Genomic DNA, 26,130 nt, shown 5'->3' with positions numbered 1-26,130 from the left:
CGTCCGCCGAGCCCCTTACGGGCTCTCAGTCGGCCAGGAGCCGTGCCAGTACCGTGGCGTGGCTCTCGGCCGGGGTCTTGGACGCGGTGAGCAGGGTCACCGGCCCCTCGTGCACCGACTTCCGCAGGCCGTCGAGGAGTTCGGCGGCCTCGGGAGCGGCCAGCTCCGCCTCGTAACGGTGCACGAACTCCTGGTACGAACCGCCGGCGTGGAACCAGCGGCGCAGTTCGTCCGACGGTGTCAGCCCCTTGGGCCACTCGTCCACGTGTGCGACCTCCTTGGACAGCCCGCGCGGCCAGAGCCGGTCCACCAGGACGCGCACCCCGTCCGCCGGCTCGGGCGACTCATAGATCCTGCGCACGCGCACGCTCACGGTCGATGCTCCCTTCGGCTCGCTGACGGTGCCGTGAGCGTAGACGGCGGCCCCGGCCCACGGGCTGCCGACGCGGCGCAGCTTGACCAGAATGAGGGGGAAACGCGGACCCCCGCGCGCCTAGTCTGTGGGCCATTGATCATCGGCCACCCCCCGAAGGAGTCCATGTGCAGGGCGCAAGCAGACGTACCGCAGTCCTCCGCCGCGAAGCCGTCCTCGGCACCGTCCCGGTCGCCGTGGCGGCCCTGCTCGCCGCCGCCGGAACGGCCTCGGCGAGCACGGTCGGCGCCGCCGGCGCGGGCGACCCCTACTTCCCGCTCAGCGGCAACGGCGGCTACCACGTCAGCCACTACGACCTGACGCTCCGCTACGACACCTCCTCCCGGCACCTCGACGGCACGGCGGTCCTCACCGCCCGCGCCACCGAGAAGCTGACCCGCTTCGACCTCGACCTCAGCGGCCTGAAGGTCACCCGGGTGACCGTCGACGGCCGGACCGCCCGTTTCAGCCGCAGCGGACAGGAACTCGTCGTCACACCGGCGCGGGCACTGGCGAAGGGCCGCGACTTCCGGGTCACCGTGGCGTACAACGGCACGCCCAAGCAGGTCACCGACCCCGACGGCTCGGCCGACGGCTGGATCCGCACCGACGACGGCGCGTTCGTCGCCGGGGAGCCGCAGGGCGCGATGACCTGGTTCCCGGCCAACAGCCACCCCAAGGACAAGGCGTCGTACGACTTCACGATCACCGTCCCCAAGGGGCGCACCGCCGTCGCCAACGGCGTCCTCCTCGGACAGCACACCTCGGGCGGCCGCACGACCTTCCGCTGGCGGCAGACCGAGCCGATGGCCGCGTACCTCGCGACCGCCACCGTCGGCAAGTTCAAGGTGCAGCAGTACACCACCCGGGACGGGATCAAGGTCTACAACGCGGTCGACCCGCGCGAGGCGAGCGCGTCGGCCGCCGTGCTGAAGAAGCTGCCGTCGGTGCTGGAATGGGAGAGCAAGCTGTTCGGGCCCTACCCGTTCCGGTCCGCCGGGTCGATAGTCGACCACGCGCCTGACGTCGGGTACGCGCTGGAGACGCAGGGCCGGCCGGTCTACGACTCGGCGCCGGACCTGAGCACGCTCGTGCACGAGAACGCCCACCAGTGGTTCGGCGACTCCGTCTCCCTCACCGCCTGGAAGGACATCTGGCTCAACGAGGGCTTCGCCACGTACGCCGAGTGGCTGTACAGCGAGCAGCACGGGGGAGACAGCGCGCAGAAGAGCTTCGACGCGCTGTACGCGAAGCCGGCGGGCGAGGAGTTGTGGGCGTATCCGCCGGGGGATCCGGGGAGCGGGAAGAACATCTTCGGCGAGCCGGTGTACGCGCGGGGCGCGATGGCTCTGCACGAGCTGCGGAAGACGGTCGGGGACCCGGTGTTCTTCCGGATTCTGCGGGCGTGGGCCGCGGAGCACCGGTACGGGCACGGGACCACTGCGGAGTTCGTGAAGCTCGCCGAGGCGGAGGCGGGGAAGGACCTCGGTTCCTTGTTCCAGACGTGGCTGTACAAGAAGGGCAAGCCGTAGCAGTCGTTCGGGTGACGGCCGGTGGGAGCTTTTCGCGGAGTTCCCCGCGCCCTTGACGGGGCACTGAAAGCTGACGAGTTTCTTACATTCGTCGGCCAAGGTCGGTCTCATGATCCATCGCAGAACAGCTGTCGCCCTCCTCTCCGCCGCCCCCCTCCTGCTCTCCGGGTGCGGGGGTGGCGCCGAGGCCGCGCCGAGCCGGTCGGGGGACGACCGGCCGGCACAGGGGACGGCTTCCCCCGCACCCGAGAGCAACAGCCCGCGGCCGGGCGGCATATCCGGGCTCGGGCCGAGGACCACGGCCGCGATACCCGGGCGGGCGGAGCAGGTCGTGGTCGCCTCCGGGCGCGGGAAGGACTCCCCGCTCTCCACCGTCGTCCTGTACGAACGCGACGACGACGTCTGGCAGCCCGGCGCCGTCTGGCCCGCGCACAACGGCAGGGACGGCTGGAGCGAGCACCACATGGCCGGGGACCTGCGCTCGCCCGTCGGCGTGTACGGGCTCACCGACGCCGGGGGCCTGCTCGCCGACCCGGGGACCAGGCTGCCGTACCACCACTCCTACGGCTTCACCTCGCCCGGTACCGGGTTCGAGGGCGAGCCGCTGGACGGTTCCTTCGACTATGTGATCGCCATCAACTACAACCGCGAGCCGGGCACTTCACCGCTCGACTGGACCCGGCCGATGGGTGCGAAGCGGGGCGGCGGCGTCTGGCTGCACGTCGACCACGGCGGCCCCACGCACGCCTGCGTCAGTGTCGCCAAGGCGCACATGAAGGAGTTGCTGCGCACCCTCGACCCGGCACGGCATCCGGTGGTCGTCATGGGGCACTCCGCCTGGCTCGCGCGGTAGACGGCTAGGGTTCGAACTCGTGTGTGCGCATGTGCTGGTCGCCGAGGACGACGAGATGCAGGCCGAGCTGATCCGGAGATCGCTGCTCGCCGAGGGGCACAGCGCGACCGTGGTCCACGACGGGGCCGCCGCGCTGGACGCGGCCCGGCGGCTCGGCCCCGACCTGGTCGTCCTCGACCTGATGCTCCCGGTCATCGACGGCTTCGGCGTCTGCCGGGTGCTGCGCGGCGGCGACCCGGAGATCCCGGTGCTGATGCTCACGGCCCGCTCCGACGAGGACGACGTGCTGCTCGGCCTGGAGCTGGGTGCCGACGACTACATGACCAAGCCGTACAGCCCGCGCGAGCTGATGGCCCGGATCCGGACGGTCCTGCGGCGCAGCGGACGGGCCGCCCCCGCCCGGGAGGAGGAACCCGCCGTGACCGCCGCCGGGATCAGCGTCGATCCCGTACGGCACACGGTGCGCTGCGACGGGGAGCCGGTGGAGGTGACCCCGGCCGAGTTCCAGATCCTGCTCGCCATGGCCGGGGAACCCGACCGGGTCTTCACCCGTCGGCAGTTGCTGCAGTGCACCCGGGGTTTCGACCGGTCCTCCACCGAACGGGCCGTGGACGTCCACGTGATGAACCTGCGCCGGAAGATCGAGGCCGATCCCCGGCGGCCGGTACGGCTGGTGACCGTGTTCGGCGTCGGCTACAAGCTGAGCGGCGGGCGGCCGTGAAGCCCCGGATACCGTGGCGCAAACGGCTGCTGGTCCGGCTGCTGTTCACCTCGGTGCTGATCGCCGTCTGCTCCGTCGCCGCCACCGCCTGGCTCGCCGTGACGACCACCACCAGCGCGCTGGAGGAGGAACAGGGGCAGGACCTGGCCGCCGACAACAAGATCCTCGCCGAACTCAGCGGGTACGCGGCGGACCACCCCGACTGGGCCGGAGTCCAGGGCACCGTGCGGGCGCTGGCCGCGAAGACCGGCCGCCGGATCGCGCTGACCACCGCCGACCGCACGCTGATCGCCGACTCGGCGTCCCACGACACCCCGCTGCCCCCTCGGCCCGCGGCCGCCGTGGACCCGCTGCACACCGACACCTACACCGAGTTCGGCGCCCAGCTCAGCGGCATCGACCCGCGCGCGGTCGGCCCGTTCCGGCTCACCGCGAGCGAGCGCGACGAACTGGACATGATCGCGAAGAAGCTGCAGTACTGCTTCGACCGTGTCGCCGCTCCGACCGCCGTCCGGCACACCCCGAGCGGGCGCCCCTACCTCGTCGCCGACGAGGGCACGGACGACCTCCTGTACCGCAAGTCCCCCTGCGGCGACGGCTACGCCGACCCGGCCACCGAGATGAACGCGGCGCTCGCCCACCCGACCCGCACCGAGACCAAGGCCCTCGCGGCACTGACGGACCTGGCCCGCCCCTGCCTCCGGGCCAAGGACATGGACCTGGGCGGTCCGCTCTCCCTCACCTACGACACGACGGGCCGCGACCCGGTCTCCGGTGCCTTCCTCGTCACCAAGAAGAAGGTGGTGCGGCGGGGGACCGACCGGACGGCGAAGAACTGCATCGCCGACGCCCGGCGCACCCAGCTCGAACCGTACGTCGCCCCGGCCGCCGAACTCTTCCTCGGCATCGGCGACCAGACCGCGCCCCGCTTCGACATGTCCCGGGCCAACAAGGCGAAGATCGTCGGCGCGGCCGGTCTGGTCCTCGCCGTGACGGTCGCCGTCACCGCCGTCGTCGCCATGCGCCTGGTACGGCCGCTGCGCGCGCTGACCGCCGCCGCGCAGCAGCCGCCCGAACTGCACGCCCGGGCGCCGGTGCGCACCCGGGACGAGACCGGGCTGCTGGCCGAGGCGTTCAACGACCTCACCGAACGCCGGGAACGCCTGGAGGAACAGCGCAGAGCGATGGTCAGCGACATCGCCCACGAACTGCGCAGCCCCCTCACCAACATCCGCGGCTGGCTGGAGGTCACCCGGGACGGTCTCGTCGACCCCGACCCGGCCCTGCTGGGCTCCCTGCACGAGGAGGCGCTGGTCCTGCAGCGGATCATCGACGACCTCCAGGACCTGGCCGCCGCCGACGCCGGCACCCTGCGCGTGCACCGCGAACCGGTGCGCGCCGCCGACCTGGTCGACCAGGCCGCCGCCGCCCACCGCGTCGCCGCCGACGCGGCCGGGGTCACCCTGCTGACCGACACCGACGGCACCGCCTGGCTCGACGCCGACCCGGTGCGGATGCGGCAGGCCCTCGGCAACCTGGTCTCCAACGCGATCCGGCACACCCCCGTCGACGGCACGGTGACCCTGTCCGCCCGCCGGGCCGGCGACGACGTCGTTCTCACCGTCACCGACACGGGGCCGGGCATCGCGGCCGACGATCTCCCGCACGTCTTCGAGCGGTTCTGGCGCGCGGAGAAGTCCCGCAGCCGCCGTACCGGAGGCAGCGGCCTCGGCCTGCCGATCGTGCGCCATCTGCTCGCCGCCCACGACGGCACCGCCGAGGCGCGCAGCGAACCCGGCAAGGGCGCCGAGTTCACCCTGCGGCTGCCGGCCGCACCGGCCCCGGCCGACGTCAGCTGAACCGGCGCTCCGCCCGCTGCCGGCGGCGGGCCAGCAGCCGGCGTTCCGCCTCGGTGGTACCGCCCCAGATGCCGACGGCCTGCCCGGACTCCATCGCCCAGTTCAGACAGGATTCCTGCACCGGGCAGCGTTCGCAGACCGCTTTCGCGCGTCGCGTCTGATGCAATGACGGGCCGGTGGTGCCGATCGGGAAGAAGAGGTCGGGGTCCTCGTTGCGGCACTCGGCGTGGTCTCGCCAGTCGTCCATCGATGTCACCTGCGATCCAAGTCGATTCTGCCGTTCGTGTGCGTTGCTCGGGTCCGGGTCACCGGTCCGGGCACGGCTGAAACGGGCAAGTCCCGCAGGATTCGCGGGCGGTCACTGCTCGCGCAGGCCCCAGGGGGAGCCGTACTCGGTCAGCAGGTCGAGGAACGGGCGGGCCGGGAACGCCTCCGGACCGAGGACGCCCGAGCCCGACCACGCGCCGGTGGCCAGGAGTTCGAGGGCGACGACCGGGTTGAGGGCCGTCTGCCACACCACGGCCTGACAACCGTACTCCGCCATGGACCACTCGTTGTCGACGACGTGGTAGAGATACACCTCCCGCGGCTGCCCGTCCTTCACACCGCGCACCCAGGTGCCCGCGCAGGTCTTGCCGCGCATGCGCTCGCCGAGCGTCGCAGGATCCGGCAGCGACGCGGCGACCACGTCGCGGGGCGAGACCTCGACCGGCCCTTCGGCGCCGGGCACCGTCACCGGGGCGGTGCGGTCCAGCCCCAGCAGGTGCAGCGTCTTCAGCGTCTCGATGAACTCGCGTCCGAGCCCGTACTTGAAGGTGACCCGCCGCGCGTCCACCCAGCGCGGCACCAGCAGCACCTCCTCGTGCTCGACGTTCACGCACTCGACCGGCCCGATCCCGTCCGGGAAGTCGAACAACTCGGGCTCGCTGAACGGCGCGGTGGTGAACCAGCCGCGCTCCCGCTCGTACACGACGGGCGGGTTGAGGCACTCCTCGATGGTGGTCCAGATGCTGAAGGAGGGCGCGAACTCGTAGCCGTCCACGGTCAGGTTCGCGCCGTCGCGGATGCCGATCTCCTCGATCCCGTCGAAGAGCTCGTCGGCCGCGTACCGGGCGAACACGTCCGAAAGCCCGGGCTCCACCCCCATCCCGACCAGCGCCAGCGCGCCCGCCCGCTCCCACTCCCCGGCCAGCGCGAACTGCTCGTCGCCCAACTTGACCCCGCACTCCTCGTACGGCAGGTCGGGATGGGGCCGGGACAGTGACATCGCCATGTCGAGGTAGTCCGTGCCGGCCTTGCGGGCGGCCCGGAACAGGGGCATGACGAAGCGCGGGTCGGTGGCGTTGAGCAGCACGTCGCAGCCGTGCCGGGCCAGCAGGGCGGCCACGGCCGCCTCGTCGCCGGCGTCGACGCGTTCGGCGCGGAACCGGTCGTCGCCGACGGCCGCCACCGCCGCCTCGGCGCGGGCCCGGTCGTAGTCGGCGACCACCATCAGGTCGAAGAACGGCCGCCGGGCCGCGATCCGGGTGACGGCGGTGCCCACACCACCGGCTCCCACGAGCAGTACACGCATGCCGGAATCTCCTTCTCGGACAGAGAGCTGGGTCGGGTACGGGGCGCCTTGGCCGGAATGAAACGCCGGGCCGTCGCGTAAGGTCAATGGCGTTGGCATAAGGACGGCGGGGAGTACGCGATGCCCAAAACGGTCGTACCGGAGGACAAGCGGCGCAGGCGCCGCCCCACCCGCAGCGGCACGGTGCTCTCCGAGCGGCTGATCGTGGAGACCGCGCTGCGCCTGCTGCGCGAGCACGGCAGCGCCGGCCTGACCGCCCGCCGCCTCGGCCTCGCCCTCGACTGCGACCCCAGCACCCTGTACCGCTACTTCCGGGGCATGGACGACCTGACCCTGGCGATCGGCGACGCCCTCATCGGCGAGGCGCTGGCCGGCTGGGCCCCGGCAGGGGAGTGGCGGACGGATCTGCGGACCATCGGCCTGCGCATCCACGCGCAGTACGTCGCCCACCCGCAGGCCGCCCTGCTGACGACGAACCGCGTGACCGGCCGGGCCCACGAACTGGCCGCAGACGAGGCCGTCCTGGACATCCTGCGCACGGCAGGCTTCTCACTGCCCGACACCGTCCGCATCTACCACGCCTTCATCGACCAGACCCTCGCCTTCGCCGCCCTCGACGCGGCCTCCCTCGCCCTCCCGAAGGACTCCCAGCGCGCCGACGAGGACAAATGGCGCTCCACCTACGCCCACCTCCCGCACACGACCCACCCACGCATCGCGGAGGCGTCCCGCCTGCTGGCGAAACGCATGGTGACGAGCGCATACCCAACGGCCCTGGACATGCTCCTGGACAGCGCGGAACGGTCCTTGTGACCGCCCCGCCCCGAGCGCCCCTTCAGGGGCGCTCGGGGCGCCCCCGGCCGAAGGCTGGGGGAGGAACCGCGCGACAAGCCCCCACCCACCCGCACCCGCACGACAACCGGCCGCCCCCTCACGGCCGGCGCAACGCACCCCCCGCCGTCCGCAGAACCGCCTCCGCCACCGCCCCCAGAGCCGGCGAGTCCAACCTCCACTGCTGCCAGTACAACGGCACGTCGACCCACAGCTCCCGCCGCTCTCCCAGCCGCACCAGCCGCCCCTCCCGCAACCGCGGCACCGCCTGCGGCTCCGGCACCATCCCCCACCCCAGCCCCTCCGTCACCGCGTCCACGAACCCCTCGGACGTCGGCACGTAGTGCCGCAGCGCACTCGCCCCCGCACCGCCCAGCCGCCGTACGAACCCGTCCTGGAAGTCGTCGACCCGGTCGAACACGACCACCGGCGCCCCGGCCAGCGCCTCCGGCAGCGCCCCCGCCAGACGCGTCGCCGCGAACTCCGGCGCCGCCACGGGCAGGTACCGCATCCGCCCCAGTGCCCGCACCGAACACCCGGGCACCGCATCCGGCGACGACGTCACCGCCGCCATCACCAGCCCCTCCCGCAGCAGCGCGGCCGTATGGTCCTCGTCCTCCCGCCGCAACTCGACGTAGACGCCCGGCAGCCCGGTCAGCGCCCGCAGGAACCACGTCGCCAGCGAGTCCGCGTTCACCGCGACCGACACCCGGGTCGGCTCCCCGGCGCCGCTCATGCCCAGCTCGCCGCGCGCGTCCCGCTCCAGCCGCGCCAGTTGGCGGGCGAACCGGACCAGCACCTCACCCGACTCCGTCGGCCGCACCGGTTTGGACCGTTGCAGCAGCACCCGGCCGGTGCGCTGCTCCAGCGCCTTCACCCGCTGGCTGACCGCCGACGGCGTCACATGCAGGGCCGCGGCCGCCGCGTCGAACGTGCCCTCGTCCACCACCGCCAGCAGCGTCCGCACCTGGTCGAGCGGAAGCTCCACCGTCCCACTCCCGTCTTCCCCGTCTTCTGCCACCTTCAGCTGCGTTAATGGTACGTAAAAATCTTTAGCTGTACGCACAGTGATCGCTTCCGTAGCGTCGAGGGCATGTCCAGCTCTCTCGCCGCCGCTGCCGCCGGTTTCGGCAGCGGCCTCTCGCTCATCGTCGCCATCGGTGCCCAGAACGCCTTCGTGCTGCGTCAGGGCGTCCGCCGTGACGCGGTCCTCGTGGTCGTCGGTATCTGCGCGCTCTCCGACGCCGCCCTCATCTCGCTCGGCGTCGGCGGGGTGGGCGCGATCGTCGTGGCCTGGCCGGGCGCGGTACGGGCGGTCGGGCTGATCGGCGGCGCCTTCCTGCTCTGCTACGGCGCCCTGGCCGCCCGCCGGGTCCTGCGGCCCGGCACCGGCGGCCTGCGCGCCGACGGCGAGGCGGCCGGGTCCCGGCGGCGGGCGGTGCTCACCTGCCTCGCCATGACCTGGCTCAACCCGCACGTGTACCTGGACACCGTGTTCCTGCTCGGCTCTCTCGCCGCCGACCGGGGCGACCTGCGCTGGACCTTCGGCCTCGGCGCCGCCCTCGCCAGCCTCTGCTGGTTCACCGCCCTCGGCTTCGGCGCCCGGCTGCTCGGCCGGTACCTCGCCGGGCCCGCCGCCTGGCGGGTGCTGGACGGGCTGGTGGCGCTCACCATGATCGGGCTCGGCCTCATGCTGGTGGCGGGATCCTGAGGCGCCCGGATCCCCGCGGTGCCGCATCCTGAGACAACCGGTTCGGCAGCCGCCGAAGTTGCTGCGATAGTGAACCTGCAACAGAAAAGATGTAGCGGGCATCGAGAAGAGCAGGACACCAGGAACTCCGTGGACACCAGCGAGAGCGGCACCCAGTCCGACATACAGACCCCCGACGACACCACGGCCGCCCCGCCCCGGAGCGGCTGGCGGCGCTGGGCGATGGACACCCGCCCGCTGCGCATCCCGGCCTACCGCAGGCTGTGGACGTCGACCATCGTCACCTCGGTCGGCAGCCAGCTGACCGCCGTCGCCGTGCCCAAGCAGATCTTCGACATCACCGGGTCGTCCGCCTGGGTCGGCGCGGCCAGCCTCGCCGGACTGCTGCCGCTGATCGTGTTCGCGCTGTGGGGCGGCGCGGTCGCCGACACCATGGACCGCCGCAGGCTCCTGCTGATCACCAACATCGGTATCGGCGTGACCTCGCTGCTGTTCTTCGTCCAGGCGGCCACCGGGATGAAGTCCGTGGCCGCGCTGATGGTGCTGCTCGCGATGCAGCAGGCGTTCTGGGGGCTGAACGCGCCCGCCCGTACCGCGTCCATCGCGCGGCTGGTCCCCGAGGCCCAGCTGCCCGCCGCGAACGCCCTCGGGTCGACCGTCATGCAGACCGGGCAGGTCGTGGGTCCGCTGCTCGCGGGTGCCCTGATCCCCGTCATCGGGCTGCCCGAGCTGTACCTGATCGACGCGCTGGCGCTGTGCGTGACGGTGTGGGCGGTCTACCGGCTGCCCGCGCTGCCGCCGCTCGCGGGCGCGACGGCGCGCCGGGCCGGGGTGCGCGAGATCGTGGCGGGCTTCCGGTACATCTCCCTGCACAAGGTGCTGCTGCTGTCGTTCCTCGCGGACATCATCGCGATGGTCTTCGGCATGCCCCGCGCCCTGTTCCCGCAGCTCGCCGCGCAGACCTACGCCCCCTACGGCGAGGGGCTCGCGCTCGGCCTGCTGTTCGCCGCGATCCCGGTCGGCGCGGTCCTCGGCGGGCTCCTCTCGGGCACCTTCTCGCGGGCCCGCCGGCACGGCCTGATGGTGATCGGCGCGGTGGTCGGCTGGGGAGCTGCCGTCGCCGGGTTCGGGCTGAGCCGCAACCTCTGGGTCGCCGTGGCCTTCCTGGCCGCCGCCGGGGTCGCCGACATGGTCTCGATGGTCTTCCGCGGCGCGATCCTGCTGTCCGCGGCGACCGACGAGATGCGGGGCCGGATGCAGGGCGTGTTCACCGTGGTGGTCGCGGGCGGCCCGCGCCTGGCCGACGTGCTGCACGGCACCGCGGGCTCGGTCTTCGGGCCGCGTGCGGCGGTCGCGGGCGGCGGGCTGCTGGTGGTCGCGGTGATGCTGGCCCTGGCCGTCGCCGTCCCGGCCCTGCGCCGCTACCGCGTCTGACCGGGCTGCGCGGCTACGCGGGCCGTCGCCCGACGTACGCGTCGAGCAGCTTGCCCCGGGTGACCTCAAGCCGGCTGGCGAGGATCTCGGCGACGGTCCGCACCAGCGACAGGCCGAGCAGCGGGTCCTCCACGCACAGCGCGAGGACGGCCGAGGCGTCGTACTCGTAGGCCCGCACCTGGCTGAAGGCCACCGCCCCGAAGTCCCAGGTGTACGGCGGGAACAGCCAGGACCAGCCGAGCAGGTCGCCGGCGCCCAGGGTGGCGACGGTGACCCGCTTGTGCGACGTCACCTCCTGGTCCAGGTTGACCGCGCCCGAGCGGATCACCCAGAACCGGTCGGCGGTGCCGCCGGCCTCGAAGATCCTGGAGTCCTCGGGGAAGGACACCTCGTGAGCCAGTTCCATGAGGCGCTCGCGCTGGGCCTGGGGCAGGGCGGTGAGCAGTTTGATGGCTTTGGTCATGGCACGGGACTCCTCGCCGGCGAGGGTACGGGGTGCTTTCCCTACGCCCATTTCAGCCGCTGCCGCCCCGCCAGGCACCTCGAAGAAGGTGAGAATCGCCGTCGCGAACCGGTCCGGACGTGAAAAAGCCCTGGCTGGACGGGGGAGGCCAGCCAGGGCCGTCAGAGGTGGCGCGGGAGGACCTGTTGTCAACTCCTCGACCACTTATGGATGAACGATAAACCATCCAGTGCGATTTCACGTAGCCGTGAACAGGGTACGTGACCCGTTTCACTTTGGGGAGCCCCTTGTCGCCACCGAACGGGTTTGACCGCGCACGGACCGGTGAGCCGAAAGGAAGAGCCCCGTACGGACGGGACCGAGCCAACCCACCGGTCCACCACCCAGGGAGCGAAAGGATGTACGACAAGTACCGGACCGAGTCAACCATGGCACCACCCGAGACCCGCCGGCCGCCGCTGCGGCCGGCCGACGCCCGCAGAGCGGTACGCGGCGCGGTCGCGCGACGAGCCCTGCCGTGCCCCGCCGAAGCCCTCGACGACGCCCTGCTCGTCACCTCGGAGCTGGCCACCAACGCGATCCTGCACGGCGGCGGGATCACCAGCTTCGCCGTCGACGTCGAGGGGTGCGCGGTACGGGTGTCCGTCAGCGACCGCAGCGACGAAGTACCCGTAGCCGAACGGGCCGTCGACGAACGGCACCGGTGGCGGGCCGGCGGCCGGGGCTGGCCCATCGTCTGCCGGCTGGCCCGGGACGTCGAGGTCGCCGGACTGCCCTGCGGAGGCAAGCGGATCACCGCGGTCGTGCCCCTGAACTGAGCTCGCGGACGAACCGGTTCCGGCAACGTTGTTTGGGCCCGGATCGAAGGGGCAGGCGGAGTGTCGTGCTTCGGACCGGAGGCGCGCGCCAGTGGGAGCAGTCGTACGACAGCCCCCGGGCCCGCAGAGCGGTCCGGGTGGTGCTTCCGCGGCAACCCTGACATCGCAGTTCGGGCCCAGTCCCGGGACGACGTTCCGGCGACGCCCTGAAACCCACAGTTCAGGAGCGAATCCGCATGCCCACCGACTTGCCGACCAGCCGTTCCCACACGCCCGAAACCACCCGTACGGCGCCCCGCCGGACTCACGACGACGCCCCCGACACGGCGGCCCTGTTCGCCCGCCTCGCCCTGCTGGACGACGGCCCCGAGCGGGACGTCCTGCGCGACGAACTGGTCGCCGCCTGGCTGCCGATGGCGCACCGGATCGCCGGCCGTTTCCGCGACCGCGGCGAGTCCGTCGAGGACCTGCGCCAGGTCGCGGCCCTGGGCCTGGTCAAGGCCGTCGACCGCTACGACCCCTCGCGCGGCGCGTTCGAGAGCTACGCGGTGCCCACCATCACCGGCGAGGTCAAGCGGCACTTCCGCGACCGGATGTGGGCGCTGCGCGTCCCGCGCCGGGTGCAGGAACTGCGCAACCGGGTACGGGTGGCCCGCCGCGAACTCACCCAGAACCCGGGCTCCGCCGAGCCCACGGTCGCCGAACTCGCCGCCCATACCGGGCTGACCGAGGACGAGGTCAGCGCCGGGATGGAGGCCCTGGAGAGCTTCAGCACCCTCTCGCTCGACGCCGAACTCTCCACCGGAGAGGACGGCTACAGCCTCGCCGACACCCTCGGGGAGGCCGACGGCTCCTACGAGGTCGTCGTGGACCGCGAGGCGGCCAAGGAAGGGCTGCGCCGGCTGCCCGAACGGGAGCGGGCCATCCTCTACATGCGCTTCTTCGAGGACATGACCCAGAGCCGGATCGCCGACAAGCTCGGCATCTCCCAGATGCACGTATCCCGGCTCATCAGCCGCAGCTGCGCCCGTGTCCGCGCCGAGGCGCTGGGCCGGAACGCCGAATGACCCCCACAACCCCCATGGCCGCCGTGGAACCACTTCCGACCGACCGAGGAGTGAAGCCGTGCTGATGCCCCACCCCGCCACACTGCGCCGGCTCGTGGACGACTACGAGCGTGCACGCGCCGCGGAGACGGCACCGGGCCCCGCAGCGGGCGACCTGGCCTACACGCTCTGCGTGATCACCGGAACCCGCGACATCGCATCGGCCCTGGCGAAGGCCCGCCACCTTCTGGCCGCCGACGCGACGGCCGGCCTGCCGCCCGTCACCATCCCCGCCACGCCCACCGTTCCGGCACCGGCCACGGGGGTTCTGGGGGACGCGCGCGAGCGCGCGTCCGTCCCCCTCGCGGTGGCGGAGTGACCCGGCCTCAGGGGGCGGGCTGCCGGACGGGGACGCCCAAGGGGCGGGCCAGGCCCGTCACCGACTCGTCCAGGCGCTGGAGGTGGCGCAGCACGCGGTCGGTCACCCTGCCGTAGCGCGGGGCGCGGAGCGTGCCCGGTTCCAGAATCGAGGCGATGCTGGGGCCGGTCTCGATTCCCGCGTCCGCCCCGCCGCCGGCGACATGGGCGGCGATCGTCTCGATGTTGTGCACGATCCGCCGTCCCGCCCCGCGCAGCCGGGGATCCGCCGCGATGGCCGGATGGGTGGGCAGCAACTCCGCCGTGGCCGCCAGCGACCGCGCGTGGTAGGCGCAGGTCTCCAGGAGCGCCACCAGGTAGCGGGCGGTGTCCCGGCGGGAGCGCAGCGGGGTGATCGGATGGGTCAGCGGCTGGACGGCCGCCGCCAGGTCGGCCAGCGCCTGGTCCAGGGCACGGGCCTTCTCCACCAGGTCGACCGGCGGCGCCCCGGCCAGCTGGTCGGCGGCGGCCCGGGTCACGTCGGCCAACCGGTCCAGCGTCGTCACGAGCAGGTCGTCGGTACGGCGGTCGGTGTGTACCGGCAGCACCACCGCGGCCGCGATCACGCCGCACACGGCACCGAGCGCCGTCTCCGCCACCCGCAGCACCAGGACGTCCAGGCTGTAGGTGTTGAGCAGCGTGTACAGCAGACCCAGCATCGCCGTCACGAAGAACGACATGAGGGTGTACGAGATCGGCGCCGAGTAGAACATCGCGAAGATGAAGAGCAGCACCAGCCCGAACGCCGTCCACGTGTGGTGCCCGACCAGTCCCGCGAGCAGGATGCCCGCCACCACGCCGAGCACCGTGCCGAGCAGCCGGCGGTAGCCCTTGACCAGGATCTCGCCGGTGGACGCGGTGTTGAGGAACACGATCCAGCAGGTCAGCACCGCCCAGTACCAGCGCTGGGCGGACAGGAACTCGCCGCCCACGACGGCCAGCGACGAGCCGACCGCCACCTGCACCGCCGCCCGCGTGGTGGGCCGGCGCAGCCCGGTCGCCTCCACCGTCTGCCGGTCGGTCTCCCCGACGCCCTCGATGGCCGCGTCCTCGGCGTCCAGTTCCTCCCGGGACCGGGAGGTGGCCGGGGTGTCGTCGGACTCGTCCTGCGGCCCGTCCAGGGCGATTCGCAGGCCCAGCACCGCCCGCCCGGCCTCGCCGATGCCCCGGAAGACGTCCTGGACGGCGGGGGAGGCGGCCGGCAGGTTCTCCCCCTCGCGGTAGCCGAGCAGCCGGTTGCGGAGCCCGGCCAGCGCGGTCCCCTTCCCGGGGCCGCCCGGCCGCAGCACCAGCAGCCGCAGCGCCTCCAGGTCCAGCCGCAGCCGCTCCATCGCCTCGTCCCGCACCGGCTCCCCGAGGGCCGACGGCAGCGGGGCACCGGGCAGATGGAGGGTGAGCGTGTCCGCCCGCTCGGTGCCGCGCGCGGTGAGCAGCAGCAGCCCGAGCCGCTCGGCGGCGATCTCCGCGTCCGCGATCCGGCGCTGCACCAGCCTCGCCACCGCCTCGTCGGAGGTGCCGTCCGCGAGCCGCCCCTGGATCAGCAGCGCGGTCTCGTGCAGCCGGGCGGTCCTGACCCGGACCTCCTCCACCGCCTTGTCCAGCTCGTCCGGTCCGGCGTCGAGCAGCTCGGCCTGTGCGGACACCAGCTGGGCGAGCCGGGCCCGGAAGGCCCGCCGCAGCCGGTCCAGGATGCCCGCGGCGGTCTCCCGCACCAGCACGAAACGCGCCACGGCGGCACAGCCGAACGCCACCGTGATCGTGAGGTACAGGCCGGGCAGCGCGGCCACGGTCGCGTGCACGAACAGCGAGGCGAAGTAGATCTGGAAGCCGATCAGCCCCAGCGCCGTGCCCCGGTCGCCGAAGCGGCGGCTGTAGACGGCGCAGAAGATGAGCGCCACGAAGAAGAGGTCGCCCGCCACCACCCGCGTGTTGAGCAACGCGCCCAGCGACATCGAGGCGAGCGCCACCGGCAGGCCGAGCGCGAGCGTGACGGCCTGCTCCGGCCGCCCCTTCTCCCGGATCGCGAAGGTGGCCACCATCGCCGTGATGGCCCCGGCGACCAGATGGGTCACGCCGGTCCGCAGCGCCGCCAGCACGGCGAGCGTGAGCGCGATCGACGTGACGGTGCGCAGACCGGCGGTGAACCGGAGCAGGCCGGGGTCGGCCGCCGAGAGCCGCCCCCTGAGCTCCGCCCACGCCGACCGCCCCGCCGTGCTCACCCCGCCGCGCTCTGCGTCACGCCGGCGAACTGCCGGGGTCCTCGGGTCCCTCGGCGCGCGCCCGCACCTGCTCGGGCGTCAGATAGGTGTCCGTGTACTCGAAGTCCTTGAGCCGGGCCGGCTTGCGCGACTGGAACCCCGTGCGCACGAAATCGTCACCGGCCAGCGCGTTCAGCAGCCAGTTGGTGGCGACCCGGGTCTTGGCCACGTTGGTGCGCAGCGCCGACCAGTGGTAGCCGCGGGCCACCGCCTGGGCGGGCAGACCGCGCAGCTCGATGCCGAGCGGCTTGGAGACCGCGTCCTTGCCGCCGAGGTCCACCACGAGCCCCAGGTCCTTGTGCACGTACGGGCGGAGCGCCTGGCCGCGCAGCGCCGCGATGACGTTGTCGGCGACCACCTTGCCCTGCCGCATGGCGTGCTGGGCGGTCGGTGGGCAGACCGCGCCCGGCTCGTCCTTCGCCTTGTCCGGTACGGCCGCCGCGTCGCCGAGCGCGAACACCCCGTCGTGGCCGGGCAGGGTCATCTCGGCGGTGACCGCGAGCCGCCCCCGTACCGTCTCGGCGCCCATGGTGGCGATCAGCGGGCTGGCCACCACCCCGGCCGTCCAGATCAGCGTGTGGGTGGGCACCACCCGGCCGTCGGTGAAGGTGACCTCCTCGGGGCCCGCCTTCTCGATGGACACCCCGAGCGAGACGTCCACGCCGCGGCGGCGCAGCACCTCCTGGGCGCTGCGGCCGAGCTTGTCGCCGAGCTCCGGCATCAGCTTCGGCGCGATGTCGATCAGGTGCCACTTGATCAGCTTCGGGTCCAGGTTCGGGTAGCGGGTCAGGGCCGCGTGTGTGAGCTTCTGCAGACAGGCCGCGGTCTCGGTGCCCGCGTAGCCGCCGCCGACCACCACGAACTGCAGCCGCGCGGCGCGTTCGGCCGGGTCGTCGCTGGCGTCGGCGAGATCGAGCTGGGCGATGACGTGGTCGCGGATGTAGGCGGCCTCGGCGAGGGTCTTCATACCGAACGCGTGGTCGGTCAGGCCGGGAATGTCGAAAGTGCGGGTGACGCTGCCCGGGGCCAGCACGATGTAGTCGTACCGCTCGTTGACGAGCTGGTCGGTTATGGTGCGGACGACGCACACCTTGGACTTCAGGTCCACGCCGATGGCGCCGCCCGGGATGATGCGGGTGCGGTACCGCTTGCTGCGGCGCAGTGAGACGGCGATCGACTGGGGCGTCAGCACGCCCGAGGCGACCTGTGGCAGCAGGGGCAGATAGAGCTGGTAGGAGGTCGGCGAGACCAGGGTGACGTCGGCCTCGTCGGGGGCGAGTTTCCGCTCCAGGCGGCGCACGCACTCCACTCCGGCGAAGCCTGCGCCCACCACCAGGATCCTGGGTCGTGTCACGGTGTTTCCCTTTCCGCTGCTCCAGGCCGTTCGGCTCGACGCCGTCCGCGTGCCCAGGAACGCTTGCTTCGCACCACATCGATCCCACCGTGCCCGACGCCGTTCCGCCAGCCGGGCGGAGCAGGCAGACGAACGCGTGGGCTCCAGCATGCCCCTGGATCACACGGAGAAACCGGCCGTCGCACAGATATGCGCCGGACTTCCGTCCGGTCAAAGGCCGTCCCACGGCGATCACATGCGCCAGTAGAGTGCCCGCCATGGCGCAGACCCAGCCCGGAACGGGCTTCCAGAAGCGGCACATCGACCCCGACCGCGTCACCCCGCTGGTGGCCGCCCTGGACTCCCAGGACGCCAACCCCGGGGTACGGCGGCTGCGCGCGTGGGCCGAGGAGGCGCTGGCGCTGCGGCCCGGCGAGCGGCTCGTCGACGTCGGGTCCGGCACCGGCTCGCAGACCCGGGCACTGGCCGCAGCCCTCGGCCCGGACGGTGTCGCCGTCGGCGTGGAGGTCAACCCGAGTCTGCGCGCGGTCGCCGAGGAGCGGTCCGCCGACAGCAGGGCCCGCTTCCTGCAGGGCGAGGCGGAGGCGCTGCCCGTGCCGGACGGCTCGATGGACGTCGTGTGGTGCGAGCGGGTCCTCCAGCACCTCCACGAGCCCGACCGGGCGATCGCCGAGATGGCCAGGGTGCTGCGTCCCGGCGGCCGGGTGGCCCTGCTCGACACCGACTGGGGGACCACCCTCCTGCACCCCGGGGACCCGGCGGTGGTACGCGCCCTGACCGGGGCCGCACTCAACGGCGCCAACCCCTACTCGGGGCGCCGCCTGGTCGGCCAGCTGAGCGCGGCCGGGTTCGTGGTGGACGACCGCGGGTCGCAGGCCCTGCTCCAGGACCACGATTCGGTCGCCTGGCCGCTGATCCGCATGCTCGCCGAGGCCGCCGTGCGCACCGGCGCCGTCACCGGGGAACAGCGTGACACCCTGTACGCCGATCTCGCCGAGGCGGCCGAGCGGGGCGCGGTGCACATGTCGGTGACGATGTTCGGGGTGGTCGCGCACCTGCCCGGGTGACCGCACCCGCCCGCACCGGGCCGCCCTCACCAGGGCAGAAAGGCGTGGACGTCCTTGCCGTCCGCGGTGACGACCACACTGACCTGGTCGCACAGCGTGTGCAGCAGGTGCCAGCCGACGCCGCCCCCGCCCCCGTCCGGGTGGAAGGGCCGCGGCTCGGGCCGGACCCGGCTGGAGTCGTGCATCGTGACATGGACGCCGTCGTACGTGCGGCGCATGCGCAGTTCGAAGGGGCCCGGCGCATACTGGACGACGTTGGCGGCCAGTTCCGTCACGACCAGCAGAATGTCGTTCCAGCAGTCCGGATGCGTGGGCGGCGAGGTGCGGGCGATACCGGCCAGGTAGCCGTCGGCGGCGAGCCGCGCACCGGTCACATCGCTCAGCCGGCCCGGGAAGGGGACCGTGCATCCGTCGGTCTCCTGCGCGGATCGTCCGTCGTCCCGCCGTGGTCCGGTCCCCATCTCGTCTCTCTCAGTCCCGAAAGGGTGTCCTCGTCGCGCTGGTCTCTTCTTCTTCGCGGCGAGTTCCCACCATGGCAGCGGATAAGCGTGATCCGTTCACCGGAACACGTTGTCCGAATCGTCCCAGTCGGCCGGTTCCGGCTGGCCCGGGCGGCGTACCGCCTGCGAGCGGGCCTGGTACATGGCGTCGATCTCGGCCGCGTAGTGGCGTGCTATCGCGTCCCGGCGCAGCTTCATCGACGGTGTCAGCATGCCGTTGCCCGGGGCGAACGGTTCCTGGAGCACCCGGTAGACCCGGATCGACTCGGCGCGGGAGACCACGCTGTTGGCGGACGCGATGGCGCGGGCGATCTCCTCGCGCAGCGCGTTCTCCTCGCGCGCCTCCCGCCCGGGCGAGTCGCCCGGCACCGCCAGCGCCCCCCGCCAGTGCGCGAGGAAGTCCGGGTCCAGGGTGATCAGCGCGCCCACACAGGGCCGGTCGTCCCCGACGACCACCGCCTGGTGCACCAGCGGGTGCATCCGCAGCCGCTGCTCCAGCGGGGCCGGGGCCACGCTCTTGCCGCTGCTCGTGATGATGATGTCCTTCTTGCGGCCCGTGATGGTCAGATAGCCCTCCGGGTCCAGCCGGCCGATGTCCCCGGTGGCCAGCCAGCCGCCGCGCAGCGCGGCCCGGGTCGCGTAGTCGTCGCCGACGTACCCCTGGAACACCGACGGACCGCGCACCAGGATCTCGCCGTCGTCGGCCACCTGGATCTGGGTGCCCGGCAGAGCCTGGCCGACCGTGCCCGACTTCTCCCGGCCCAGCGGCTGCATGGTGATCCCGCCGCTGGACTCGGTCAGGCCGTACCCGTCATGGACGTACATGCCGATGCCCTCGTAGAAGAGGGTGAGTTCACGGCTGAGCGAGGAGCCGCCGGACGTGGCTCGCAGCACCCGCCCGCCGAGTGCACCGCGCAGCTTGCGGTACACCGTCCGCTCGTACAGGGCGTGCTGCAGCCGCAGGTCGAAGCCCGGGCCCGCCCCGGTGCCCAGCCGCTGCCGCTCCGTGGCCGCGGCGAAGTCCCGCGCGGTCTCCGCGGCCCGCTCGAACAGGGCACCCCGGCCGTGCTGCTGGGAGGTGCGCAGGAAAGTCTTGTACAGCTTCTCCAGCACCGAAGGCACGGCGTACAGATAGGTCGGCCGGAACGTGGCCAGCGCCGTGGCCAGCGCGGCCTCGGTCATCTCCGGCTCGTGGCCCATCAGGATGCCGCCGCGCAGACAGATCACCATGATCATCAGGCCGTACACGTGCGAGAACGGCAGGAAGGCCAGGACGGAGGCCTGCTCGCCGGGGCGTGCCGCGGTGTGCCCCCAGCCCGCCAGCAGGGTGTCGCACGGGTAGGCGAGCCCGCGGTGGCTCAGCGCGCAGCCCAGCGGACGCCCCGAGGTGCCCGAGGTGTAGGTGATGGCCGCCGTCGAGTCGGGCATCACGATCCGGCGCAGCGACTCCACCGTGGTCAGCGGGACGAACGTGCCCTTCTGCACCAGCGCGGGCAGCGCCCCCGCGTCCAGCTGCCACACGTGCTTGAGCCCCGGCAGCCCCTCGCACACGGTGCCGACGGTCATCACCGCCTGCTCGTCCTCGACCACCACGGCCACGCAACGGGCGTCCCGCAGGATCCACTCGACCTGGTCCCGGGAGGACGTCGGGTGGATCGGGACGACCTCCGCCCCCACCGACCACAGCGCGAGGCCGAACACCGTCCACTCGTAGCGCGTCCGCGCCATCACGGCCACCCGCTGCCCGGGCGAGATCCCCGACGCGATCAGCCCCTTGGCCAGGTCGACCACCTCGTCCCGCAGTTCGACCGCGGTGACCTCCTCCCAGCCCGCGGCGGCGCCCTCGGGCCGGCGCGCCAGCACCGGCAGGGTGGGGTTCCGGTCCGCCGTCTCGAAGACGCTGTCGGCGAGCCCGCCGGCCAGGGTCGAAGCGGTCGTCGGAGCGAGGGCGTAGTCGCGCATGCGCTGCTCCTGGATGTACGGAGGGTTACCCTCCCGATCGGTACTGTTGTCGACGCGGGTCGAATCTAGCCCAGGGGAGTGCGGCTCGTGTCGGGAACGGTCAACTCGTTTCCACCTGATGACAAAGCTCAGCCCAGAGTTCAGCCCTGGGTGCGGCGCACGCACTCCACGACGACGTCCCGCAGACTCCCGGTGCGCTCCAGGAAAGACCGCTGCTCGCGGGCGCCGGTACCCCTGTGCAGCAACTGTGCGACGGCCTCCTCGACACCCACCGTGTCACCGCTGTCGGCGAGCGCCTCCGCGGTGTGCGCGAGCAGCGCCCGGACCACCTCCACGGCGGGCCGCGGCCGCATGGTCACCGGGTCGAGGAGATCCTGCTCCAGGCCGAGGCGCGCGGCCTGCCAGGAGGCCAGCCTCAGCATGCTCACACCGGTGTCGAGCGGCGGCCGCCCGGCCCGCCAGTCACGCGCGGCCGTCTCCACCAGCGCGCGGATCAGCGTGGCGAGGAGGACGGTGGTGTCCGCCCGCAGGCACACGTCGGCCACCCGGACCTCCACCGTCGGGTAGCGCGTGGACAGGCGGGCGTCGAAGTAGACCATGCCCGCGTCGAGGATGACCCCGCTGGCCACCATGTCCGCGACCCGCCGCCGGTACCCCTCGGGCGAGCCGAACAGCTCGGTCGGCCCCGCCGACGGGCCGCGCGCCCACAGCCGGCTGCGGAAGCTGGCGTAACCGGAGTCCCGGCCCTGCCAGAACGGCGAGTTGACGCTCAGCGCGCGCAGCACCGGGAGCCAGGGCCGGATCCGGTCGAGGACGGCGACGCCCTCCTCGTCGGACTCCACCGACACGTGCACGTGGCAGCCGCAGACGAACCAGTCCACCATGGCGGCGCCGTACCGCCCGGCCATCCAGTGGTACCGCTCGTGCCGGGTGAGCGCCGGGTCGACCGGCAGCGGGCAGGTGGCGAGCGCCGCTACCGCGCAGCCGAACTCGCCGGCCAGCCGGCCCGCCTCCTTGCGGCAGCCGACGATCTCGGCGCCGAGTTCCGCCATGTCCCGGTGCGGACTGGTCGCGAGCTCCAGCATCTGCCCGAACAGTTCGGTCTGGAACACGGCCTGCCCGGGATCGTCCAGGGCGGCCCGGTCGACGACGGCGGCCGACCGGGGCATCGGCTCCCCGCTGTCCGGGTGGACCAGCAGAAGTTCTTCCTCCACTCCGACGGTACGCAGCACGGGGAACCGCCCTCCGGCCGGGCCGCGACCGGTCGCGGCGGGGTCTTTCATCCCGGACTGCCCGGACCCGGCCGCGTAAACACGTGCCGCCGTCCGCGGCGGGCTACGGGGCGACAGGCTCCAGCCACACCGTGGCGAGCGGGGGCAGCGTGAGCCGCAGAACCCCGTCGTCGGCGAGCAGCGGCCCCCGGCTGACGACGTCCCCGCCGCCGTACCGGGCACTGTCCGTGTTGAGGATCTCCTGCCAGACCGGCGCCCCCTTGGGCACGCCCAGCCGGTAGCCGGGACGGACCACGGGGGAGAGGTTGGAGACCGCCAGCAGCGGCCGGGCCTCGGCATCGAACCTCAGGAAGGCGAAGACGTTGTCCTCGGCCGCGTCCCCCACGACCCACTGGAAACCCGCCGGATCGGTGTCCCGCTGCCACAGCGCGGGGTGCGCGCGGTACCCGGAGTTGAGATCGCGGACCAGATCCCGGACACCCCGGTGATCGGCCTCGGCCCCGTACTCCGGGTCGAGCAGCCACCAGTCGGGGCCGTCGGCGTGGGACCACTCGCCGCCCTGGGCGAACTCCTGCCCCATGAAGAGCAGTTGCTTGCCCGGATGGGCCCACATGAAGGCCAGATACGCGCGGTGGTTGGCACGCTGCTGCCACCAGTCGCCGGGCATCTTGGACACCAGGGACCGCTTCCCGTGGACGACCTCGTCGTGGGAGACGGGCAGGACGTAGTTCTCGCTGTACGCGTAGACCATCGAGAAGGTCATCTCGTCGTGGTGGTACTTGCGGTGCACGGGTTCGTGCTGGATGTACTCCAGCGAGTCGTGCATCCAGCCCATGTTCCACTTCAGCCCGAAGCCCAGCCCGCCGCTGTCGGTCGGCCGGGTCACCCCGCCCCACGCGGTGGACTCCTCGGCGATGGTCACCACCCCGGGCGCCCGGCGGTAGACGGTCGCGTTCATCTCCTGGAGGAACGCCACCGCGTCCAGGTCCTCGCGCCCGCCGAACACGTTCGGCGTCCACTGCCCGGAGTCCCGCGAGTAGTCGAGGTAGAGCATCGAGGCGACCGCGTCCACCCGCAGCCCGTCGACGTGGAACTCCTCGCACCAGTACACGGCGTTGGCGACCAGGAAGTTGCGCACCTCCACCCGGCCGAGGTCGAACTCGTAGGTCCCCCAGTCCGGATGCTCGGCCCGCCGCTCGTCCCCGGGTTCGTACAGCGGGTCGCCGTCGAAGCGGGCCAGCGCCCAGTCGTCCTTCGGGAAGTGGGCCGGCACCCAGTCCATGATCACGCCGATGCCGGCCCGGTGCAGCGCGTCGACCAGGAACCTGAAGTCGTCGGGGGTGCCGAGCCGGGCCGTCGGCGCGTAGAAGCCGGTGACCTGGTAGCCCCAGGAGCCGCCGAAGGGATGCTCGGCGACCGGCATGAACTCGACGTGCGTGAAGCCCAGGTCGCTGACGTACGCGGGCAGTTCCTCGGCCAGCTGCCGGTAGCTCAGGCCCGGCCGCCAGGACGGCAGGTGCACCTCGTACACCGAGAAGGGCGCCTCGTGCACCGGGACGTCGCCCCGGTGCGCCATCCACTCCGCGTCGGTCCACTCGTACCGGGACACCGTGACGATCGACGCGGTCGCGGGGGGCACCTCCGTCCGCCGGGCCATCGGGTCCGCCTTGAGGAAGCGGCCGCCGTAGCGGGAGGTGATCTCGAACTTGTACCTGGCGCCCTCGCCCACCTCCGGCAGGAACAGCTCCCACACCCCGGCCGCGCCCAGCGAACGCATCGGGAACTGCGTGCCGTCCCAGCACGTGAAGTCCCCGGCCACCCGAACCCCCTGGGCGTTGGGCGCCCACACCGTGAACCGGGTGCCGGCCACGCCGTCATGGGTCATCGGCTCGGCCCCGAGCGCCTTCCACAGCTGCTCGTGCCGCCCCTCTCGGATCAGATGCAGGTCGAACTCACCGAGAGCGGGCAGGAACCGGTACGGGTCGTGGACCTCGTGCTCCCCGTCCTCGTACTCGACGAGCAGGGTGTACGACGGGACCTCGGCGTAGGGCAGCACGGCCGCGAAGAGCCCGTCGTCCTCCGGTGCCAGGGGGCTGCGCACCCCGTCGACGAGCACGCTCACGGAACGGGCGTGCGGGCGCAGCGCGCGGAAGAGGGTGCCGCCCTCCACCGGGCGGGCGCCGAGCAGGGCGTGCGGATCGTGGTGGGCGCCCGCGAGCAGGCGCCCGCGGTCCGCGGCGTCCAGGGCCGGGGCCGTGGAAAGGGAGGGGCCGGAGGGCTCCGGGAGCGAGGAATCGCGCAGTGCCATGACGTCAGCCTCTCCAGCGGGCGAGCCGCTCGATCGCGGCCATCGGAACCGGAAGCCAGGCCGGCCGGTGCCGGGCTTCGTACACCACCTCGTACACCGCGCGGTCCGTCTCGTGGGCGCGCAGCAGTGCGTGCTTCTTGCGCGGGTCCCAGCCGGCCCGGGCAGCGTAACCCGCGCAGTAGGCCTCCCGGCAGCGGCGGGCCCACTCCGGGCGCCAGGGACGGCGCTGGCGGGCCGCATAGTCGAAGGAGCGCAGCATCCCGGCGACGTCCCGTACCGGAGACTGGGTGCTGCGCCGCTCGGCGAGCGGCCGGGACGGCTCGCCCTCGAAGTCGATGACGAACCATTCGTGGTCCGCCCGCAGCACCTGCCCCAGATGGAGATCGCCGTGGATCCGCTGGGCGAGCGGCCCGGCGTCACAGGTGGTGAGCGCCTCGAAGGCGCCGCGCAGCCCGGGGACGAAGGGCCGCAGGACCGGCACCGCGTCCGCGGCCTCGGCCAGCCGCGCCGACATCGCATCGGCCGTGCGGCTGTGTTCGTCGTGGACGGCGGCCGGGAAGGCGGCGGCGAGCGCGAGATGCACGTCCGCGGTGGCCCGCCCCAGCTCGTGCGCCTCGGTGGTGAACTCGTCCCCGCCCGCGAGCGCCCGCAGGGCCAGGGTCCAGCCGTCGGCCGCGCCCGGCAGGAAGGGCTGCAGCACCCCGAGGGTGGCCGGGCTCGGCTCGGTGGTGCGGAACCAGGCAAGCGGCGCCGGCACCCGCGCACAGCCCTGCGCGGCCAGCGCGCCGGGGACCTCCAGGTCCGGGTTGACGCCGGGCTGTATCCGCCGGAACACCTTGAGGATGTAGGAGTCGCCGTACACCAGGGAGGAGTTGGACTGCTCGGCGTCCAGCAGGCGCGGCGCGAGTCCGCCGGGTATCCGGGCGTGAGGGGCGGTCTCGAAGCGCAGCGGGCCGGCCGTGCCGGGTATGCGCAGCCGTTCCAGTAGCAGTTCGGCCGCGCGCGGGTCGTGCAGGGCGTCGTAGACCGCGAGTCCGGCCAGCGGGCCCTCCTCGGCCCGGCCTATGTAGGCCCGCTCCAGTCTGGGCGCGCGGTGTTCGCGGACGCCGAGCAGGAGCTGGTAGCAGTCACCGGACGGGGTGGTGCCGCCGTGGGGGGAGTGGTCGGCGTGGACCAGCAGGTGCAGGCAGCCGGGGAAGAGTTCGGTCATGGACAGCACGGACAGCTCGGTGACGGGCCGGTCCTTGCCCGCGAACCAGCGCTGCCGCGGCAGCCAGTCGCGCAGCAGCCCGCCCAGCGAGACCAGTGGCCGGTCGAGTCCGGCCGCCGTGCTCCGGGGCAGCTCAACGGTCTTCGTCATCGTTGACGCGTCCTTTCCTCGGCTCCGCACGCTCAGCGCCGACGGCCGATGCGGGAGGCGACTCGGGAGAGCCGGAACCAGTAGAAGCCGTGCCCCGCGAGGGTGAGCAGATACGGCAGTTCACCGATGGCGGGGAACCGCACCCCGCCGATCAGCTCGACCGGATGCCGGCCGTCGTAGGCCCTCAGATCGAGCTCGGTGGGCTGCGCGAAGCGGGAGAAGTTGTGCACGCAGAGAACCAGGTCGTCCTCGTACTCGCGGAGGAAGGCGAGGACCGCCGGGTTGGAGGACTGCAGTTCGCTGTAGGACCCCAGTCCGAAGGCGGGATTCTGCTTGCGGATCTCGATCATGCGCCGGGTCCAGTGCAGCAGGGACGACGGCGAGGACATGGAGGCCTCGACGTTGGTGACCTGGTAGCC

The 26,130-nt window shown here is 72.6% G+C and carries 24 protein-coding genes; 11 read left to right on the top strand and 13 right to left on the bottom strand.

What is annotated here, in order from left to right; genetic code table 11:
• Positions 1-25 precede the first annotated feature (25 nt).
• Entirely contained in the window at positions 26-373 is a 348-nt protein-coding gene (locus tag ACFY0K_RS40965; RefSeq protein ID WP_390644144.1) for a DUF488 domain-containing protein, read from the bottom strand.
• Positions 374-540: 167 nt separating this feature from the next.
• Between ACFY0K_RS40965 and ACFY0K_RS40960 the strand changes: the two genes are divergently transcribed.
• The 4 genes from ACFY0K_RS40960 to ACFY0K_RS40945 all read left to right on the top strand — a co-directional run bounded on the left by ACFY0K_RS40960 (position 541) and on the right by ACFY0K_RS40945 (position 5,377).
• Positions 541-1,944: a M1 family metallopeptidase gene (locus tag ACFY0K_RS40960; protein WP_390644143.1), complete on the top strand. Its 1,404-nt coding sequence runs from the start codon at positions 541-543 to the stop codon at positions 1,942-1,944.
• A gap of 109 nt (positions 1,945-2,053) precedes the next feature.
• Positions 2,054-2,797 carry a L,D-transpeptidase family protein gene (locus tag ACFY0K_RS40955; protein ID WP_390644142.1) on the top strand — a complete coding sequence of 248 codons (744 nt, stop codon included), beginning with the start codon at positions 2,054-2,056 and terminating at the stop codon, positions 2,795-2,797.
• Between the two features lie 19 nt (positions 2,798-2,816).
• Positions 2,817-3,518: a response regulator transcription factor gene (locus ACFY0K_RS40950; RefSeq protein ID WP_390644141.1), complete on the top strand. Its 702-nt coding sequence runs from the start codon at positions 2,817-2,819 to the stop codon at positions 3,516-3,518.
• Positions 3,515-5,377, top strand: coding sequence for an ATP-binding protein (locus ACFY0K_RS40945; protein WP_390644140.1), 1,863 nt, complete (start codon positions 3,515-3,517; stop codon positions 5,375-5,377). The genes ACFY0K_RS40950 and ACFY0K_RS40945 overlap by 4 nt, the downstream gene beginning before the upstream one ends.
• Here ACFY0K_RS40945 and ACFY0K_RS40940 read toward each other — a convergent pair.
• Positions 5,370-5,624, bottom strand: a complete 255-nt coding sequence (locus ACFY0K_RS40940; RefSeq protein ID WP_390644139.1) for a WhiB family transcriptional regulator — start codon at positions 5,622-5,624, stop codon at positions 5,370-5,372. The genes ACFY0K_RS40945 and ACFY0K_RS40940 overlap by 8 nt on opposite strands.
• Before the next feature lie 111 nt (positions 5,625-5,735).
• Positions 5,736-6,950 (bottom strand): saccharopine dehydrogenase C-terminal domain-containing protein, encoded by a 1,215-nt coding sequence (locus ACFY0K_RS40935; RefSeq protein ID WP_390644138.1) that lies wholly within the window; start codon positions 6,948-6,950, stop codon positions 5,736-5,738.
• A 120-nt stretch (positions 6,951-7,070) separates the two neighbouring features.
• Here ACFY0K_RS40935 and ACFY0K_RS40930 point away from each other — a divergent pair, with 120 nt between their 5' ends.
• The gene (locus ACFY0K_RS40930) at positions 7,071-7,763 is read left to right on the top strand and encodes a TetR/AcrR family transcriptional regulator (RefSeq protein ID WP_390644137.1); all 693 of its coding nucleotides are present in this window, start codon (positions 7,071-7,073) and stop codon (positions 7,761-7,763) included.
• 118 nt (positions 7,764-7,881) lie between these two features.
• Here ACFY0K_RS40930 and ACFY0K_RS40925 read toward each other — a convergent pair whose 3' ends face one another.
• Positions 7,882-8,769, bottom strand: a complete 888-nt coding sequence (locus ACFY0K_RS40925; RefSeq protein WP_390644136.1) for a LysR family transcriptional regulator ArgP — start codon at positions 8,767-8,769, stop codon at positions 7,882-7,884.
• Positions 8,770-8,874: 105 nt separating this feature from the next.
• Between ACFY0K_RS40925 and ACFY0K_RS40920 the strand changes: the two genes are divergently transcribed.
• Together ACFY0K_RS40920 and ACFY0K_RS40915 are read left to right on the top strand one after the other, a co-directional pair.
• Complete coding sequence (locus ACFY0K_RS40920) at positions 8,875-9,492, top strand: LysE/ArgO family amino acid transporter (RefSeq protein ID WP_390644135.1); 618 nt, start codon at positions 8,875-8,877, stop codon at positions 9,490-9,492.
• 129 nt (positions 9,493-9,621) lie between these two features.
• A complete protein-coding gene (locus ACFY0K_RS40915) occupies positions 9,622-10,926 on the top strand; it encodes an MFS transporter (protein WP_390644134.1) in 1,305 nt (434 codons plus the stop codon).
• 13 nt (positions 10,927-10,939) lie between these two features.
• Here the strand turns inward: ACFY0K_RS40915 and ACFY0K_RS40910 are convergent, their stop codons facing one another.
• A complete protein-coding gene (locus tag ACFY0K_RS40910) occupies positions 10,940-11,389 on the bottom strand; it encodes a cyclic nucleotide-binding domain-containing protein (RefSeq protein ID WP_351962084.1) in 450 nt (149 codons plus the stop codon).
• Positions 11,390-11,787: 398 nt separating this feature from the next.
• Here ACFY0K_RS40910 and ACFY0K_RS40905 point away from each other — a divergent pair, with 398 nt between their 5' ends.
• From ACFY0K_RS40905 to ACFY0K_RS40895, 3 genes are all read left to right on the top strand, one after another.
• Positions 11,788-12,207, top strand: a complete 420-nt coding sequence (locus tag ACFY0K_RS40905) for an ATP-binding protein (protein ID WP_390644133.1) — start codon at positions 11,788-11,790, stop codon at positions 12,205-12,207.
• A gap of 236 nt (positions 12,208-12,443) precedes the next feature.
• Positions 12,444-13,274, top strand: a complete 831-nt coding sequence (locus tag ACFY0K_RS40900; RefSeq protein ID WP_390644132.1) for a SigB/SigF/SigG family RNA polymerase sigma factor — start codon at positions 12,444-12,446, stop codon at positions 13,272-13,274.
• 64 nt (positions 13,275-13,338) lie between these two features.
• Positions 13,339-13,632 carry a DUF5133 domain-containing protein gene (locus ACFY0K_RS40895; RefSeq protein WP_390644320.1) on the top strand — a complete coding sequence of 98 codons (294 nt, stop codon included), beginning with the start codon at positions 13,339-13,341 and terminating at the stop codon, positions 13,630-13,632.
• A 7-nt stretch (positions 13,633-13,639) separates the two neighbouring features.
• On the opposite strand, the gene ACFY0K_RS40890 is transcribed toward ACFY0K_RS40895, so the two are convergent.
• Both ACFY0K_RS40890 and ACFY0K_RS40885 read right to left on the bottom strand, forming a co-directional pair.
• On the bottom strand, positions 13,640-15,889 hold the full coding sequence (locus ACFY0K_RS40890; protein ID WP_390644131.1) for an FUSC family protein: 2,250 nt from the start codon (positions 15,887-15,889) through the stop codon (positions 13,640-13,642).
• A gap of 16 nt (positions 15,890-15,905) precedes the next feature.
• Positions 15,906-17,282 carry an NAD(P)/FAD-dependent oxidoreductase gene (locus tag ACFY0K_RS40885; RefSeq protein WP_390644130.1) on the bottom strand — a complete coding sequence of 459 codons (1,377 nt, stop codon included), beginning with the start codon at positions 17,280-17,282 and terminating at the stop codon, positions 15,906-15,908.
• 257 nt (positions 17,283-17,539) lie between these two features.
• Here ACFY0K_RS40885 and ACFY0K_RS40880 point away from each other — a divergent pair, with 257 nt between their 5' ends.
• A complete protein-coding gene (locus tag ACFY0K_RS40880; protein ID WP_390644129.1) occupies positions 17,540-18,349 on the top strand; it encodes a methyltransferase domain-containing protein in 810 nt (269 codons plus the stop codon).
• A gap of 26 nt (positions 18,350-18,375) precedes the next feature.
• Here ACFY0K_RS40880 and ACFY0K_RS40875 read toward each other — a convergent pair whose 3' ends face one another.
• The 6 genes from ACFY0K_RS40875 to ACFY0K_RS40850 all read right to left on the bottom strand — a co-directional run.
• On the bottom strand, positions 18,376-18,810 hold the full coding sequence (locus tag ACFY0K_RS40875) for an ATP-binding protein (protein WP_382724559.1): 435 nt from the start codon (positions 18,808-18,810) through the stop codon (positions 18,376-18,378).
• A gap of 96 nt (positions 18,811-18,906) precedes the next feature.
• The gene (locus ACFY0K_RS40870; RefSeq protein ID WP_390644128.1) at positions 18,907-20,811 is read right to left on the bottom strand and encodes an AMP-dependent synthetase/ligase; all 1,905 of its coding nucleotides are present in this window, start codon (positions 20,809-20,811) and stop codon (positions 18,907-18,909) included.
• A gap of 140 nt (positions 20,812-20,951) precedes the next feature.
• Positions 20,952-22,040 (bottom strand): glutamate--cysteine ligase, encoded by a 1,089-nt coding sequence (locus ACFY0K_RS40865; RefSeq protein ID WP_390644319.1) that lies wholly within the window; start codon positions 22,038-22,040, stop codon positions 20,952-20,954.
• Positions 22,041-22,146: 106 nt separating this feature from the next.
• Positions 22,147-24,351: a 1,4-alpha-glucan branching enzyme gene (glgB, locus tag ACFY0K_RS40860; protein ID WP_390644127.1), complete on the bottom strand. Its 2,205-nt coding sequence runs from the start codon at positions 24,349-24,351 to the stop codon at positions 22,147-22,149.
• Positions 24,352-24,355: 4 nt separating this feature from the next.
• The gene (locus tag ACFY0K_RS40855) at positions 24,356-25,711 is read right to left on the bottom strand and encodes a maltokinase (RefSeq protein WP_390644126.1); all 1,356 of its coding nucleotides are present in this window, start codon (positions 25,709-25,711) and stop codon (positions 24,356-24,358) included.
• Between the two features lie 32 nt (positions 25,712-25,743).
• Positions 25,744-26,130: alpha-glucosidase C-terminal domain-containing protein (locus ACFY0K_RS40850; protein WP_390644125.1), on the bottom strand; the 387-nt coding region annotated here is incomplete at its 5' end.

It is taken from the genome of Streptomyces sp. NPDC001507 (genome assembly GCF_042894765.1).
Lineage (GTDB): Bacteria > Actinomycetota > Actinomycetes > Streptomycetales > Streptomycetaceae > Streptomyces.
Note: the sequence above shows the minus strand (reverse complement) of the source record. Positions and strands in the feature narration are given on the sequence as shown.

What these genes read in the sequence shown, in the direction of transcription:
- ACFY0K_RS40940 (WP_390644139.1), bottom strand. Translation starts at nt 5,624, where the DNA reads ATGGACGACTGGCGAGACCACGCCGAGTGCCGCAACGAGGACCCCGAC.
- ACFY0K_RS40855 (WP_390644126.1), bottom strand. Translation starts at nt 25,711, where the DNA reads ATGACGAAGACCGTTGAGCTGCCCCGGAGCACGGCGGCCGGACTCGAC.
- ACFY0K_RS40870 (WP_390644128.1), bottom strand. Translation starts at nt 20,811, where the DNA reads ATGCGCGACTACGCCCTCGCTCCGACGACCGCTTCGACCCTGGCCGGC.
- ACFY0K_RS40875 (WP_382724559.1), bottom strand. Translation starts at nt 18,810, where the DNA reads ATGGGGACCGGACCACGGCGGGACGACGGACGATCCGCGCAGGAGACC.
- ACFY0K_RS40910 (WP_351962084.1), bottom strand. Translation starts at nt 11,389, where the DNA reads ATGACCAAAGCCATCAAACTGCTCACCGCCCTGCCCCAGGCCCAGCGC.
- ACFY0K_RS40905 (WP_390644133.1), top strand. Translation starts at nt 11,788, where the DNA reads ATGTACGACAAGTACCGGACCGAGTCAACCATGGCACCACCCGAGACC.
- ACFY0K_RS40955 (WP_390644142.1), top strand. Translation starts at nt 2,054, where the DNA reads ATGATCCATCGCAGAACAGCTGTCGCCCTCCTCTCCGCCGCCCCCCTC.
- glgB (WP_390644127.1), bottom strand. Translation starts at nt 24,351, where the DNA reads ATGGCACTGCGCGATTCCTCGCTCCCGGAGCCCTCCGGCCCCTCCCTT.
- ACFY0K_RS40920 (WP_390644135.1), top strand. Translation starts at nt 8,875, where the DNA reads ATGTCCAGCTCTCTCGCCGCCGCTGCCGCCGGTTTCGGCAGCGGCCTC.
- ACFY0K_RS40930 (WP_390644137.1), top strand. Translation starts at nt 7,071, where the DNA reads ATGCCCAAAACGGTCGTACCGGAGGACAAGCGGCGCAGGCGCCGCCCC.
- ACFY0K_RS40900 (WP_390644132.1), top strand. Translation starts at nt 12,444, where the DNA reads ATGCCCACCGACTTGCCGACCAGCCGTTCCCACACGCCCGAAACCACC.
- ACFY0K_RS40880 (WP_390644129.1), top strand. Translation starts at nt 17,540, where the DNA reads ATGGCGCAGACCCAGCCCGGAACGGGCTTCCAGAAGCGGCACATCGAC.
- ACFY0K_RS40895 (WP_390644320.1), top strand. Translation starts at nt 13,339, where the DNA reads ATGCCCCACCCCGCCACACTGCGCCGGCTCGTGGACGACTACGAGCGT.
- ACFY0K_RS40935 (WP_390644138.1), bottom strand. Translation starts at nt 6,950, where the DNA reads ATGCGTGTACTGCTCGTGGGAGCCGGTGGTGTGGGCACCGCCGTCACC.